15 protein-coding genes are annotated in these 13,369 nt (G+C 58.8%); 9 read left to right on the forward strand and 6 right to left on the reverse strand.

The window, feature by feature from the left end:
- Window positions 1–19 precede the first annotated feature (19 nt).
- Window positions 20–2,173, forward strand: a complete 2,154-nt coding sequence (locus DXH95_RS11175; RefSeq protein WP_239016626.1) for a M3 family metallopeptidase — start codon at window positions 20–22, stop codon at window positions 2,171–2,173.
- 41 nt (window positions 2,174–2,214) lie between these two features.
- Here the strand turns inward: DXH95_RS11175 and DXH95_RS11180 are convergent, their stop codons facing one another.
- On the reverse strand, window positions 2,215–3,747 hold the full coding sequence (locus tag DXH95_RS11180; RefSeq protein ID WP_115549627.1) for a M20/M25/M40 family metallo-hydrolase: 1,533 nt from the start codon (window positions 3,745–3,747) through the stop codon (window positions 2,215–2,217).
- Window positions 3,748–3,891: 144 nt separating this feature from the next.
- On the opposite strand from DXH95_RS11180, the gene DXH95_RS11185 reads away from it, so the two are divergent.
- Genes DXH95_RS11185 through DXH95_RS11195 form a run of 3 tightly spaced genes read left to right on the forward strand, consistent with a single transcriptional unit; the run spans window position 3,892 to window position 5,304 of the window.
- Window positions 3,892–4,788 (forward strand): SPFH domain-containing protein, encoded by an 897-nt coding sequence (locus tag DXH95_RS11185; RefSeq protein ID WP_181883657.1) that lies wholly within the window; start codon window positions 3,892–3,894, stop codon window positions 4,786–4,788.
- 7 nt (window positions 4,789–4,795) lie between these two features.
- Window positions 4,796–5,023 (forward strand): type II toxin-antitoxin system antitoxin, encoded by a 228-nt coding sequence (locus DXH95_RS11190; RefSeq protein ID WP_115549629.1) that lies wholly within the window; start codon window positions 4,796–4,798, stop codon window positions 5,021–5,023.
- 29 nt (window positions 5,024–5,052) lie between these two features.
- Window positions 5,053–5,304 carry a hypothetical protein gene (locus DXH95_RS11195; RefSeq protein WP_115549630.1) on the forward strand — a complete coding sequence of 84 codons (252 nt, stop codon included), beginning with the start codon at window positions 5,053–5,055 and terminating at the stop codon, window positions 5,302–5,304.
- On the opposite strand, the gene DXH95_RS11200 is transcribed toward DXH95_RS11195, so the two are convergent.
- Together DXH95_RS11200 and DXH95_RS11205 are read right to left on the reverse strand one after the other, a co-directional pair.
- Complete coding sequence (locus tag DXH95_RS11200; RefSeq protein ID WP_115550149.1) at window positions 5,301–6,824, reverse strand: acyl-CoA carboxylase subunit beta; 1,524 nt, start codon at window positions 6,822–6,824, stop codon at window positions 5,301–5,303. The two genes, DXH95_RS11195 and DXH95_RS11200, sit on opposite strands and share 4 nt — an antisense overlap.
- 55 nt (window positions 6,825–6,879) lie before the next feature.
- Entirely contained in the window at window positions 6,880–7,323 is a 444-nt protein-coding gene (locus tag DXH95_RS11205; RefSeq protein ID WP_115549631.1) for a hypothetical protein, read from the reverse strand.
- Window positions 7,324–7,564: 241 nt separating this feature from the next.
- Here DXH95_RS11205 and ispG point away from each other — a divergent pair, with 241 nt between their 5' ends.
- From ispG to DXH95_RS11230, 5 genes are read left to right on the forward strand one after another with little or no spacing between them, the layout of a single operon-like run.
- Window positions 7,565–8,704: a flavodoxin-dependent (E)-4-hydroxy-3-methylbut-2-enyl-diphosphate synthase gene (gene ispG / locus DXH95_RS11210; protein WP_115550150.1), complete on the forward strand. Its 1,140-nt coding sequence runs from the start codon at window positions 7,565–7,567 to the stop codon at window positions 8,702–8,704.
- A 20-nt stretch (window positions 8,705–8,724) separates the two neighbouring features.
- Window positions 8,725–9,618, forward strand: coding sequence for an EamA family transporter (locus tag DXH95_RS11215; RefSeq protein WP_115549632.1), 894 nt, complete (start codon window positions 8,725–8,727; stop codon window positions 9,616–9,618).
- Entirely contained in the window at window positions 9,615–10,097 is a 483-nt protein-coding gene (locus DXH95_RS11220) for a GNAT family N-acetyltransferase (protein ID WP_115549633.1), read from the forward strand. Before DXH95_RS11215 ends, DXH95_RS11220 begins: the two co-directional genes overlap by 4 nt.
- Window positions 10,097–10,618 (forward strand): thioredoxin domain-containing protein, encoded by a 522-nt coding sequence (locus DXH95_RS11225; RefSeq protein WP_115549634.1) that lies wholly within the window; start codon window positions 10,097–10,099, stop codon window positions 10,616–10,618. Before DXH95_RS11220 ends, DXH95_RS11225 begins: the two co-directional genes overlap by 1 nt.
- A 23-nt stretch (window positions 10,619–10,641) precedes the next feature.
- Window positions 10,642–11,163: a retropepsin-like aspartic protease family protein gene (locus DXH95_RS11230; protein ID WP_115549635.1), complete on the forward strand. Its 522-nt coding sequence runs from the start codon at window positions 10,642–10,644 to the stop codon at window positions 11,161–11,163.
- Window positions 11,164–11,167: 4 nt separating this feature from the next.
- Here DXH95_RS11230 and metW read toward each other — a convergent pair whose 3' ends face one another.
- The 3 genes from metW to metX are packed head-to-tail and all read right to left on the reverse strand — an operon-like array spanning window position 11,168 to window position 13,304.
- Complete coding sequence (metW, locus tag DXH95_RS11235) at window positions 11,168–11,758, reverse strand: methionine biosynthesis protein MetW (RefSeq protein WP_115549636.1); 591 nt, start codon at window positions 11,756–11,758, stop codon at window positions 11,168–11,170.
- Complete coding sequence (locus tag DXH95_RS11240) at window positions 11,755–12,186, reverse strand: GNAT family N-acetyltransferase (RefSeq protein WP_115549637.1); 432 nt, start codon at window positions 12,184–12,186, stop codon at window positions 11,755–11,757. The genes metW and DXH95_RS11240 overlap by 4 nt, the downstream gene beginning before the upstream one ends.
- A complete protein-coding gene (gene metX / locus DXH95_RS11245) occupies window positions 12,183–13,304 on the reverse strand; it encodes a homoserine O-acetyltransferase MetX (protein WP_420822294.1) in 1,122 nt (373 codons plus the stop codon). The genes DXH95_RS11240 and metX overlap by 4 nt, the downstream gene beginning before the upstream one ends.
- Window positions 13,305–13,369: the final 65 nt, after the last annotated feature.

The raw sequence follows: 13,369 nt of genomic DNA on the forward strand, positions 1-13,369 counted from the left end.
GAGTTTCAGGAGATTGCATGTGAAAAAGGGAAAGTTTTTATGGTCGGTTCCGGCGCTGATATTGATGGGGGCACCAATGCCCGCTTTGGCTGAAACAAAGAAGGCGGCCGTGACCAGCCCGGCACCCGCATCGGCCATACTAGATCCCTGGACGGGGCCCTATGACGGCGTACCGCCTTGGGACAAGGTCAAGCCTGCGGATTTTCCGGCCGCCTTTGACGCAGCAATGAAGCAGACTAAGGCCGAATTCGAAGTGATTTTGACCAACCCTGCCCCGGTAACCTTTGATAACACCATCAAGGCCAACGAACTCGCTGGGGCCTCGGTCAACCGGCTGTTTTCAATCTGGGGTGTGCACAGCTCTAACCTGTCCAATCCCGAAATCCGCAAAATCCAGGCGGAGTGGGAACCAAAGATCAGTGCGTTTTTCAACGAGCTTCAGCTCGATGCGCGCTGGTTCCAGCGGGTTCAATATCTGTATCAGGAACGCGCCAATCTTGGCCTCGACAATGCCCAGATGCGTTTGCTCGAACGCACCTATGATGGCTTGGTGCGCAACGGCGCGATGCTCGATTCTGCCAAAAAAGCCGAATTGATCGAGATCGAAACCAATATCGCCAAACAATTCTCAGAATTCCAGAATAAGGTTCTGGCGGACGAGGAAACCTACATTTTGCTCACCGATCCCGCCGATGTTGTTGGGCTGCCTGACAGCTTTGTCGCTTCACTGAAAGCGGCGGCGGAAGCCAAGGGCAAGACAGGATGGGCTGTTGCCAACACCCGCTCTGCAATACAGCCATTCCTTGAAAACTCGCCACGTCGCGACTTGCGCGAGAAAATCTGGCGCGCCTTCACCATGCGCGGGGACAATGGCGATGCCAATGATACCAATGCGACCATCGCCGAAATCCTGAAGCTGCGCCAACAGCGCGCCGAGCTGCTCGGCTTCGAAACCCATGCGCATTACCGTATGGCCGACACGATGGCGAAGGAGCCTGAAAAGGCGATGGACCTGATGATGAAGGTCTGGCCTGCGGCGGTCGCACGGGTCAAGGAAGAGGTCGCCGACATGCAGGGGATTGCCGACAAGGAAAAGGCCGGCATCACCATCGAGCCTTGGGACTATCGCTATTATGCGGAGAAGGTCCGCAAGGCGAAGTACGACCTCGACCAGAATGAATTGAAGCCCTATTTCCAGCTCGACAATATGGTCGCGGCGATGTTCGATGCGGCTGGCAAGCTGTATGGCATGAGCTTCACCGAGAATACCGGAACCGTGCCGGTATTCGAACCCGAAGTGCGCACTTTCGAGGTGAAGCGCGACGGCAAGGTGATCGGGCTCTTCTACCTTGATAACTTCGCTCGCGCTGGCAAGCGTTCAGGCGCGTGGATGACAACCTATCGCGACCAGTTCAAGCTCTCGGGCAAGAACAACATCACGCTCGCGTCGAACAACAATAATTTCGTGAAGGGTGCGGGCGGCAAGCCGACGCTGATCAGCATTGATGATGCCTCGACACTGTTCCATGAATTTGGTCACGCAATTCATTATCTGAACTACGACATCACCTGGCCCGGCCTTGGCAACACACCGCGCGACTTCGTGGAATATCCCAGTCAAGTGAACGAGAATTGGTTGCTGACGCCCTATATTCTCAACACCTATGCCAAGCATGCGGAAACTGGCGAACCGATCCCGCAGGCACTGGTCGACAAGATCAAGGCGAGCGACACTTTCAATCAGGGTTTTGCCACGGTCGAATATCTGTCGAGTGCGATTCTCGACATGATGCTGCACCACCGCAAGGAACCCGTCACCGATCCGCGCGCATTCGAGAAAGAAGCGCTCGCCAAGATCGGCATGCCCAAGGAAATGGTGATGCGGCACCGCTTGCCGCAGTTTAACCACCTCTTCTCGTCAGACGGCTATTCCGCTGGCTATTACAGCTATCTCTGGTCTGAAACGATGGATGCCGACACCTGGGCAGCCTTCGCCGAAAAGGGCGATGTCTGGGACAAGGAAACGGCCGAGCGCTTCCGCTCGATGCTGCTCTCAACCGGCAATGAATCGGATCGCATTGAAGCCTATCGCGCTTTCCGTGGGCGCGATCCGGACGTCAAATATATCATGCAGAAACGGGGCTTCCCGCTTCCGGCGGAAACGACAAAGTAGGAAGTAAAGGGCGGGGATTTCCCCGCCCTTTATCGTTTAACCTATTTGATGGCCGCCAATTGATACAGGAAATCGGCATAACCCATCGTTGCCTCGACCAGTCCTGCAACTTTGGGATTGGAGGATTCTATCAGATAATATTCGTCCGGTGCATGCGCCCCTGATCCATGGCCCATACCGAAATGCCCGGCGGGTATCGATACCGGAGGTGCGGTAAAAGTCGCCCCCGGCCAGCTGCCTGCGATGCGTGGGTTGAGTGTCGCCTTCACGCCTGCATGGGCATAAGTGGCGAGCATGGTCTTGATCAGGCGGCTGTCTTCCGAAACCTCGGTCGGGTCATAACCGCCGCTGACATTGACCTCGACGTCGGCAAAGCCATGTTTGTCGAGATGCGCGCGCAATTTGCGCTCGGCTTCGGCGCGAGTCTGGTTGGGCACCAGTCGCAAGTCAAGCTTGGCGACCGCCTTGCCGGGTAGCACCGTCTTTCCCCCTGGGCCGGTATAGCCTGCAACCAGCCCTTCGATATTCACCGTGGGTTCCTGCGCCAACCGCTCCAACGCCTTGTCATAGGGTAGGCCATCGATCCAGTGGGTAACGCCGAGCAGTTTTTTCTGCTGCGCTTCGTCCGCCGATTTGGCGATTTCGCCGATCAACGCCTTTTCGCGCTCGGTCAGCGGACGGACATTTTCGAACCAACCTTCGATAGCCGGGGTGTTACCATCGGGTGTAACCAGCGTTTGCAATGCCTGCACTAGCCGCCAGCTGGGTGAATCGACCATGGCTTTCAGGCTGCTATGGATATCGCCCTTTGGCCCCTTACCCCATTTCTCGCCGGAAGCGACCAGCTCAAGCTCGATGATGCCTTTGGAGCCGAGATTGACCTGCACATTGCCCTGCCCGTCTTGCCAACTTGCCGGAATGAAAATGCCTTCGCATTTGCGCAAGGCAGCAAGGACATTGGGCTTGGTTGCGACTTGCTTAAAATGCGGCGATCCGATCTCTTCCTCGCCCTCACAAATAAGGACGATGTTTACTGGCAATTTGCGCCCAGCCGCTCGAATGGCGTGCAAGGCGGCAAGGAAGGTTGCTTCGGGTCCTTTCTGGTTGACCGCTCCGCGCCCTACAATTGCCTTGCCCAGCCCGGGCTTGTCGACCATCCGGCTTTCGAGCGGTGGCGAGCTCCATTCGGCGGGGTCATATTGCTTTACGTCGTACATGAAATAGATGCCGAGCGTGCGCTTCGCCCCGGCATCGAGCGTGGCGAATACGCCCGGATGGCCGTCTGTGGGGACAATCTCGACATGCTGGAAACCGGCATCGCGGGCAAGCTCTGCCATATATTCGGCACCCTCTTTCATACTCCGGTTCTCGGCGGCTATCGAGGGCAAAGCGATCCAGTCGCGGATGCGTTTCAAAGAGGCGTCGCGTCCGGCCTCGGCCGCCTTGCGGATTGCGGCCATATTTGAATCGGCAGCAAGCACGGTGGTGGGCCGCATCAGCATCGCCCCACTCGCCAACATTGCGCCTCCGCGAATCAAGTCTCTCCGGCTGGTGGCTGTTTTGAAATCCTGCATGTGAAACCCCTTTCTCTACCGCGAATGTGCCTGTGAACGGGTCCTGAAACAAGCGGTTATGGGCTTCGGATCGCACGTTCAGATTCCGCTTGCGCCACTCCGAGTTTGATATAAATATGATATCATATTTAATTGGAGGGCATCATGTCTGATTCGGTTTCATTAAACGCCAGCAAGGAACGCGGCGCACGCACATATAGTGGCTATCTGATGTTCGCTGTGGCTCTGGTGCTTCTGGGTATTTTTATCTGGTCGATCTTTCGTGCCATCGAGATGCAGGGCGGAATAGGCAATATCGGGGCATGTGTTGGCTGGTTCGTCGCCTTTACCATCGCCTCTTCAGGCTTCTATATGTTGCAGCCCAACCAGGCAGCGTCGATCACGATGTTCGGTTCCTATCAAGGCACTGACCGCAAGGAAGGCCTGCGCTGGGTCTGGCCGTGGATGACCTCGACCAAGATTTCGGTTCGCGCCAACAACCTGATTTCGGAAAAGATCAAGGTCAACGACCTGCGCGGTAACCCGATCGAGATCGCGGCACAGGTTGTCTGGCGCGTCACCGATACTGCACAGGCGCTGTTCGATGTCGATGATTATAAGGCGTTCGTGCTCGCGCAGATCGAGGCTGCGGTGCGGACCATCGGCTCGCGTTACCCCTATGACGATATCGAGCATAAGGAAGTCACGCTCCGCGGCAACCATGATGAGGTCGGCGCCGAATTGCGAACCGTGCTGATGGAACGGCTCGCCGTTGCCGGTATCACCGTCGACGAATGCGGCTTCACCCACCTTGCTTATGCGCAGGAAATTGCTGGTGCCATGCTGCGTCGCCAGCAGGCCGAAGCCGTCATCGCCGCACGCAAGAAGTTGGTCGAAGGTGCCGTCACCATGGTTGAAATGGCACTGCACCAGCTTTCGGAAAAGGATGTGGTGCATCTTGATGACGAACGCAAGGCAGCGATGGTCTCGAACCTGATGGTTGTGCTGTGCGGCGAACGGGATACCCAGCCGGTGGTCAACACAGGCTCGCTTTACCAGTAAGCTGACGATGCCAAAGGAGTCCAAGCCCTCGGCCAAAAAAGCCTTTCCACTTCGTCTCGATCCGGCGCTTTATGCCGCGATCGAGCGGGCGGCGGCGGGCGATTTCCGGAGCGTGAATGCGCAGGTCGAGGTGTTGCTCCGCGAGGCGCTCGAGCGGCGCGGAGTGAAAGTTGGCATAACCGCAGGACCGCGCCGTGGTCGCCCGCCTGCCAAAGAAGATTCTGGGTACGAATAGACCTGAAAGTACAATAAAGGAGAATATCCATGGTGCATCTGTTTTTCGACAAAGGCCCCTGGTTCCGGGCCAAGCGCTATGGCTATGGTGCCGGGTTGCCGTTCAAATGGCAGGGCTGGGTTTTGCTATTCTCGCATATGGCTTTGATCGTCGGGCTGGCACTCGGTCTCGGAGATCGCCCCGCGCTGGCTTTCCCGCTGATCCTACTCGCAGGCATTGCGCCCCTGCCGATTTATGCTGCGCGTACCGAGGGCGGCTGGAAGTGGCGCTGGGGTAGCTAAGCCACGCCCAACTTGGCCCAGGCCAGATTGGCATATTCGCACAGCAACGGCCGTGTATCGCGCGGGTCGATGATATCCTCGACATTGAACTTCTCGGCGGTGCGGAAGGGGGAGGTGACGGCGTTTAGCCTCGCCTTGATCTCCTCCAGCTTTGCCGCTGGATCGTCGGCTGCCGCAATCTCCGATTTATAGGCCGCCTCAAGCCCACCCGCGATCGGCAGACTGCCCCAATCGCCTGATGGCCAGGCGAAGCGATATTGAAAGCGTTCGCCATTCGACATCGCGCTGCCGGCGATACCATAGGCGCGGCGCACGATCACCGAGGCCCAGGGTACGGTCGCCTTGTACACCGCGTTCATCGCTTCGACCCCGTATCGGATCGTGCCGGTGCGTTCGGCCTCCAGCCCGACCATGAAGCCGGGGTTATCCACCAGATGCACCACCGGAAGTTTGAACTGCTCGGCAAATTCGACAAAGCGCTTCACCTTCTGGCTGGTTAACGCCTCCCACGATCCGCCCAGAAAGGTCGGATCGCTGGCGAGCACCGCGACCGGCCAGCCATCGAGCCGCGCAAAGGCGGTGATCGCCGCACGGCCCCAGCGTTTGCCCATTTCAAACACCGACCCCTTGTCGAAAACCGAGCTCATCACAGCGCGCATCGAATAGACCTGCTTGTCTTCCCGCGGGACAATCGAGAGCAATTTTTCGTCGCGCCGGTCGATGGGATCAGTGCAGGCCGTGCGTGCGGCTAGCTTGCCAACCGAAGGCGGCAGGTAGGACAGGAAACGCCGGGCATAGACAAAGGCTTCGTCCTCGCTCGCGACCTCCTCGTCGACCACGCCGTTGCGCGCGTGGATCTCGCTGCCACCCAGTTCTTCCTTGGATAGTTCGTCGCCGATCTGCGCGGCGACCACCGGGCCGGCAGCGAACAACTGGCTCAGCCCTTTGACCATGATTGAGTAATGGCTGGCAACGGTGCGGGCGGCCCCCATCCCCGCCGTTGGCCCGAGTGCGAGCGCGACCACGGGAACCGTCTCGAGATTCTTGATGATGTCTTCCCAGCTCGGCGTTACCGGAACGTAGGTATAGCCCGTATCTTCGAGCGTCTTGACCGAACCGCCACCACCGGTGCCATCGATCATCCGAATTAGCGGCAGGCCCATGGTGTGCGCCATCTTCTCGCACTGGACGAATTTGCGGTGCAGCGCCGCATCCGCGGCTCCGCCGCGCACCGTAAAGTCGTCAGCCGAAGCAACCACCGGACGGCCATCGATCTGGCCGCGCCCGAAGATGAAATTGGATGGTGCGAAGTCAGTGAGTTCGCCCGCTTCGTCATAGGTACCGCGCCCGGCAATCTTGCCGATCTCGCGGAAACTGCCGGGGTCGAGCAGGCGCTTCAACCGTTCGCGTGCATCGAGCTTTCCTTGCCCGTGCTGTCGTGCGAGCTTCTCCTCGCCCCCCATTTTCTCTGCCAGCACTTCGCGTGCGCGCAGATTCTCGATCTCTCTCTTCCAGCTCATGCGATTCGCATAGCTGGTAAAAGGCGGGCGCTGCAAGCGCGCCCGCCATATGTGGTTATTTGAAGTTGAGTTGGCGCAGCAGGAAGGACCCCATCACCGTACGGTATTTTGCCCGGTCTCCTGATGCCGCTTCCATTTGTGCATCGGTCTGCTTCATGAATTCGCGATAGGCCGCTGCCCGTTTTTCTTCTTCGGCAGCATCCGGCATCGTCGAATAGGATGTGACAAGATACAGGTCCGGTTCGCCCGGACGCGCGTTCACATTGGCGAGCACCTGATAGCCGGTAATCCAGCCCTTGGACTTTGCGAACTCCTGATTCTTGCGCCATGTATTGGCCAGGAACATAGCATATTCATAGCCGCCACCATCGCTGACGTCGATCATACCAACATCTTCATAATCCCCGGGCGTGAAGGGTGAATTTTGTCCGGCTGCAGGTGTTGCAACAGACAGCATCAAGGGCACGGCGATCAACGCCGCAAGCATAGACTTACGCATGACTTTCCTCCTCTTATCGGCTCCGAAATCCGGAGCACCCCACCTTGCCGCCAGTTCGGGCGACCCAGATATCCGGTTGAGGACAAGGAGCGCGGAGGCTGCGCCTCTTGTAACCGAGAGTCAAATGTAAAAATCACATATTAACAATGGCATATGCCAAAAGGCAGGGCGACCAGGCGTTACTTTGATGAGGGCGATTGCAAAGATTGCCCCGCACGCCAAGCAACCCTATATCACCCTCATGTCTTCCATACGCCCCTGGCGCGATATCGCGCGTCGTCAATCCCGCCAGATCATGGTTGGTTCGGTCCCCATTGGCGGCGATGCGCCGATTGCGGTGCAGACCATGACCAACACCCTTACATCTGACGCCAAGGCGACAATCGACCAGATCCGCCGGTGCGAAGATGCGGGCGTCGATATCATCCGCGTCTCCTGCCCCGATGTCGAAAGCACCGCTGCGCTCAAGCAGATTGTCCGCGCAGCCCGCGTGCCTGTCGTTGCCGACATCCATTTCCATTACAAGCGGGCGCTCGAGGCGGCGGATGCGGGGGCAGCGTGCCTGCGTATCAACCCCGGCAATATCGGTAGTGCCGAACGCGTGAACGAAGTCGTCAATGCGGCGAAGGCCAATGGCTGCGCGATCCGTATCGGCGTGAATGCGGGCTCACTCGAAAAAGACCTGCTCGAAAAATATGGTGAGCCCTGCCCGGAGGCACTGATCGAATCCGCGCTCGACCATATCAAGCTGCTGCAGGATCGCGATTTCCACGAATATAAGGTTGCAGTGAAGGCCTCCGACGTCTTCCTCGCGGTTGCTGCCTATATGGGGTTGGCTGAAGCGGTCGACTGCCCGCTGCACCTCGGCATTACCGAGGCGGGTGGCTTGATCGGCGGCACGGTGAAGTCCGCGCTCGGTATCGGCAATCTGCTCTGGGCCGGCATTGGCGATACCATCCGCGTTAGCCTTTCGGCAGAGCCCGAAGAAGAAGTCCGCGTTGGCTACGAAATCCTGAAGACCCTCGGCCTGCGCACCCGCGGCGTCCGGGTCGTCTCCTGCCCGTCCTGCGCGCGGCAGGGCTTTGACGTGATCCGCACCGTGCAGAAACTCGAGGACGCGTTGCAACATATCAAAACGCCGATGTCGCTCTCGGTGCTCGGCTGCGTCGTCAACGGCCCCGGCGAGGCGCGCGAGACCGACATCGGCATTACGGGCGGCGGTAATGGCAAGCATATGGTCTATCTATCAGGCGTCACCGACCATCATGTGGAAGATGCCGACATGATCGGCCATATCGTCAAGCTGGTCGAGGCGAAGGCCGCCGAGATTGAGGCGGGCACCGCAGTCAGCATGGATACGCTGCACGGCAAGGCCGCCTGAGCGGGGCTGGGGGCGGAGTAATGCCGACGCGCCAAGGGCTTCCGCCCGCCCATTTGCTGCTCGCCATTGCTATCATGGCGGTGTGGGGGACGAACTTCGTCGTCATCAAATTTGCGCTTGAGCACCTGCCGCCACTGACACTGGCATTGCTCCGCTTCACATTGGCCTTCTTTCCGCTCGCCTTTTTCCTGCCCAGACCGAAAGTCGGCTGGACCAACCTTGCGGCCTATGGCGTTCTCATCGGGGCAGGGCAGTTCGGCATATTGTTCACTGCGATGCGCGCGGACATCACACCGGGGCTGGCTTCGCTCGTCGTGCAGACGCAGGTCTTTTTCACGATCTTCCTCTCGATGCGGCTGACGGGGGAGAAGGTCGGGCTCTACCAGATCGTCGCGCTGATTTTGGCGAGCAGCGGACTTGCCGTGATCGCCTTCCACTCCGATGGCAGCGCGACGCCGTTGGGCCTTGGGCTGGTGTTGCTTGCCGCGTTCAGCTGGTCGAGCGGGAACATGGTCGCACGACAGGCCGCACCGCAAAACATGTTGTCCTATGTAGTGTGGTCGAGCATTTTTGCTGTGCCGCCGCTGTTACTCTTCGCGCTTCTACTCGAAGGACCGCAGGTGATGCTTGCCGGAATCGAGGCGGCCGATGGTGCGACCTGGGCAGCTGTGCTGTGGCAATCGGTGGGCAACACCATGTTCGGCTATGCCGCATGGGGCTGGCTGCTCAACCGCCATCCGGCCGGGGTTGTCGCGCCGATGGCGTTGATGGTTCCGGTGTTCGGTATGGGCGCATCGGCGCTGCTGTTGGGAGAGCCGTTACAATCATGGAAGCTGGTCGCCTTCGCATTGGTAATGGCGGGGCTTTCGGTGGGTATGCTATGGCCCCGGATCAAACAGGGAATGGAAAAATGACGCTTTCGATACGCTCTGCCACCGCAGAGGATATTCCGCTGATTGCGCAATTCATTCGCGATCTCGCCGAATATGAACGGTTGGCGCACGAGGTGCGTTTTGACGAAGCGGTGCTCGAGGCCAAGCTGTTTGGCCCACGCCCCTATGCCGAGGTGCTCATCGGAGAGATAGACGGCGAACCGCAGGGCTTTGCACTGTTCTTCCACAATTTCTCGACCTTTGAGGGCAAGCCGGGAGTTTATCTGGAGGATTTGTTCGTCCGGCCAGAGGCGCGCGGTTCGGGGTTGGGCAAGGCACTGCTCAAGCGGCTCGCGGCGCTCGCGGTGGAGCGCGATTGCGCGCGGCTCGAATGGTCGGTGCTCGACTGGAACGAACCTGCAATTAACTTCTACAAATCGCTAGGTGCAAAATCGATGGACGAATGGACTATTTACCGCGCAGACGGGGTTGCACTGATCGATCTGGCAAAGGGCGGTTGATGCACGACCTGTTGTTAGCTGTGGCACTTGCCGCGCCCTTACCTTTGGTGGCACCAACGCCGGTACCGGTGCCGCCACCGGTACGCGAAGCCTCTCCCGAAGACCGCTATTCCACCATCGCCTATGATCCGACCGAAGATGCGGCATCGGAACTTGAATTTCGGCTCAAAGGGACAGCGATTTCGGGCAAGAAATTGCTGATCATCATGGGTGGCAATTGGTGTCGCGACAGCGCGGCATTGGCAAATCTGATCGATTCCCCTCGCTTCGTCGGGATGATCACGCAAAATTATGAGGTGCTGTTTGTCGATGCTGGCGTCCCGCAAACGGGGCGCGGTCGCAATCTTGATATCGCCAAACGGTTCGGAATCAAAAAGATCAAGGGCACACCGACGGTGCTGGTCGTGTCACCCGAAGGTAAACTACTCAACAGCAAGAAAGACGCCGCGAGCTGGCGCAACGCCGCTAGCCGGGATGAAGATGCAATCTACCGCTATTTTGCGGAATTTACGCCTGCTTAAGCCCGTTCATTTAGATTGGCGCTATGTGGAAGCTGCTTGCTCCCGTTGTTGTCCTTGCCGTCGCGATTGGCTGGTCCTTTCCGCGTGACCTTGTGCTGCCGGCGGCGGAGCCTGCGGACAAAGCGCATCATTATGTCATCGAGGGAAAGCCTGACACCCGGAATGTCGGATCGGGCAGTTTCGACGCGGTTGAACTGGAGCGCGAAACAGATGGACATTTTTATGCCGCAGCCGATGTCGATGGCACGCCAATCCGCCTGATGGTCGACACCGGTGCGAGCATGATCGCGCTCAGCGCCGCCGATGCACGCAAGCTCGGCTTCGACTGGAGCGCAAGCGAGCTGCAGCATGTCGGCCGCGGGGTGAATGGCGATGTTCTGGGCAAGCCCGTAAAGCTCGACAGCGTGACGGTCGGCGACCTTCAGGCAGACAATGTTGAGGCAGTGATTATCCCGGAAGGCCTTGACGTGTCGCTGCTTGGCCAGTCCTTCCTGTCGCGGGTCGATAATGTGCAGATCGAAGGCGACCGGATGACGCTCAACTGAGGCTTCATCGTTTCAGCAAGAACACTGCATGTTCGGCAAGCAAGTTGGCCATTCCGGGCCCACGTTGCTTCTCGCCCGTCAGATACCACTCGCCCTCAATCGTGTAGCCGCGTTCTTTCACAAAGCTTTTGAAATCGTCGATGGTGACATGGTGGATGTTGGGCGTGTCGTACCAGCGGTGCGGCAATTGCTTGGTCACCGGCATCCGCCCGCCAAACATATGCGCGAAACGGATCTTCCACTGGGCGAAATTGGGGAAAGAGACAAAGGCCTGCTTGCCGATGCGCAGCAGCTGATCGAGCACAAGGTCGGGCCGCCGCGTCGTCTGCAACGTCTGGCTTAATATGGCATAGTCGAACGAATTGTCGGGATAGTCGGCCAAGTCGGTATCGGCATCGCCCTGAACCACGGCCAGCCCGCGCGTCACAGCATTGGCGACATTGGTCGCGTCCAGTTCCATGCCGCGCGCATCAATCCCCTTCTGGTCGCGCAACGCCACCATCAGCGCACCGTCACCGCAGCCAACATCGAGCACGCGTGCACCTTCACGAACATGCGCTGCGATGGCAGCAAGGTCGGGGCGCAATCCGTTCATTTATACACATCCGGAAAATGGCGCTGCATGAATGGCGCGGGATCGGTGACCTGCGTCCACCCCAGTCGGGCATATACGCCATGCGCGTCGCTTGTCGCCAGCAACCAGCGGCGCAGACCTTGCAGTTCGGGATGATCGTGTAGGGCTTTGACCATCGCTTGCGCCAGACCCTGCCCTTGATGCTCTTCTAGGACATAGACATCCGCCAGATAGGCAAATGTTGCCCGGTCGGTCGTGACACGGCCAAAGCCGACTTGCGCCCCCTGTTTGAAAACGCCGACACCGATCGAGTTGGCGACGGCGGTACGGACGGTGGCGAGCGGTATCCCTGTCGACCAATAGCTTCGCGTCAAATAGGCGTGAATGGCATCGACCTGCATCGCTGCCGGATCGGTTGAGAGGTGGTAGCCATTGCCAAGGTCGATCATAATCCGCCTGCTTTCAGGAATCCGTCGATAATCCGGTTCATTTCGGGTGCCTCGAGCAGAAATGCGTCATGGCCGAAGGGGCTCGAGAGTTCGACGAAGCTGGCCGCTGCCCCGGCCGCATTCAGCGCCTGCACCACGCGTTTGGATTCAATAGTTGGATAGAGCCAGTCGCTGTCGAAGCTGACCAGGCAGAAACGGGTGCGCGTTCCCGAAAAGGCTTTGGCGAGAACGCCGCCATGTTCCTCGGCCAGATCATAATAGTCCATCGCGCGGGTGATATAGAGATAGGAGTTGGCATCGAAGCGCTCGACGAAACTCAGTCCCTGATGCCGCAAATAGCTTTCGACCTGGAAATCGGCATCGAAACCGAAGGTTTTGGTATCGCGGTCTTGCAACTGCCGCCCGAATTTCTGCGTCAGTCCCTCTTCGGAAAGGTAAGTGATATGTGCCGCCATGCGCGCGACCGCGAGGCCGGCATCGGGCTGGTCGACCGAGCCATAATAATTCCCGCCCTGCCAATTGGGATCGGCCATAATCGCCTGCCGCCCGACTTCGTGGAAGGCAATATTCTGCGCGCTGTGCCGCGCGGTCGAGGCGATGACGATGGCGGACTGGACACGATCCGGGAAAAGTGAGGCCCATGTCAGCGCCTGCATCCCACCCATCGACCCGCCGATGACACAGGCGAGGCGTTCTATGCCCAGATGGTCGAGCAGGATCGCCTGTGCGCGCACCATATCGGCGATGGTGATAACCGGGAAGTCCATGGCATAGGGCTCACCCGTGCCGGGATCGAAGCTGGCGGGACCGGAAGAACCCATGCAGCTGCCCAGCACGTTGATGCAGATGATGCAGTGGCGCGCGGGGTCAACGGGCTTGCCTTCGCCCACCAGACGCGTCCACCATCCGGGCTTGCCGGTGCGTGGATGGGTCGAAGCGACATATTGGTCGCCGGTCAGCGCATGGCAGATCAGGATAGCGTTCGACTTGTCGCCGTTGAGCTCACCATAGGTTTCATAGGCGAATTCGACGGGCGCAAATTGCACGCCGCTGTCGAGCCTTACCGGCCCCAGCAGTTTAGTCCGCCTGTCGAGGCCAAAGCGACCGTCTTCACCCATGTTTTGCGCCATATCAGGCAAGGCGGTTAAAACAATAGCTTGGTTGCGCGGAGGGCAGGGCGAGG

Source organism: Sphingorhabdus pulchriflava (assembly GCF_003367235.1).
GTDB classification, from domain to species: Bacteria; Pseudomonadota; Alphaproteobacteria; order Sphingomonadales; family Sphingomonadaceae; genus Sphingorhabdus_B; species Sphingorhabdus_B pulchriflava.

Coding starts and splice junctions, on each gene's coding strand:
- DXH95_RS11180 (WP_115549627.1), bottom strand. CDS start 3,747: ATGCAGGATTTCAAAACAGCCACCAGCCGGAGAGACTTGATTCGCGGA.
- DXH95_RS11185 (WP_181883657.1), top strand. CDS start 3,892: ATGTCTGATTCGGTTTCATTAAACGCCAGCAAGGAACGCGGCGCACGC.
- DXH95_RS11190 (WP_115549629.1), top strand. CDS start 4,796: ATGCCAAAGGAGTCCAAGCCCTCGGCCAAAAAAGCCTTTCCACTTCGT.
- DXH95_RS11195 (WP_115549630.1), top strand. CDS start 5,053: ATGGTGCATCTGTTTTTCGACAAAGGCCCCTGGTTCCGGGCCAAGCGC.
- DXH95_RS11200 (WP_115550149.1), bottom strand. CDS start 6,824: ATGAGCTGGAAGAGAGAGATCGAGAATCTGCGCGCACGCGAAGTGCTG.
- DXH95_RS11205 (WP_115549631.1), bottom strand. CDS start 7,323: ATGCGTAAGTCTATGCTTGCGGCGTTGATCGCCGTGCCCTTGATGCTG.
- ispG (WP_115550150.1), top strand. CDS start 7,565: ATGTCTTCCATACGCCCCTGGCGCGATATCGCGCGTCGTCAATCCCGC.
- DXH95_RS11215 (WP_115549632.1), top strand. CDS start 8,725: ATGCCGACGCGCCAAGGGCTTCCGCCCGCCCATTTGCTGCTCGCCATT.
- DXH95_RS11220 (WP_115549633.1), top strand. CDS start 9,615: ATGACGCTTTCGATACGCTCTGCCACCGCAGAGGATATTCCGCTGATT.
- DXH95_RS11225 (WP_115549634.1), top strand. CDS start 10,097: ATGCACGACCTGTTGTTAGCTGTGGCACTTGCCGCGCCCTTACCTTTG.
- DXH95_RS11230 (WP_115549635.1), top strand. CDS start 10,642: ATGTGGAAGCTGCTTGCTCCCGTTGTTGTCCTTGCCGTCGCGATTGGC.
- metW (WP_115549636.1), bottom strand. CDS start 11,758: ATGAACGGATTGCGCCCCGACCTTGCTGCCATCGCAGCGCATGTTCGT.
- DXH95_RS11240 (WP_115549637.1), bottom strand. CDS start 12,186: ATGATCGACCTTGGCAATGGCTACCACCTCTCAACCGATCCGGCAGCG.
- metX (WP_420822294.1), bottom strand. CDS start 13,304: ATGGGTGAAGACGGTCGCTTTGGCCTCGACAGGCGGACTAAACTGCTG.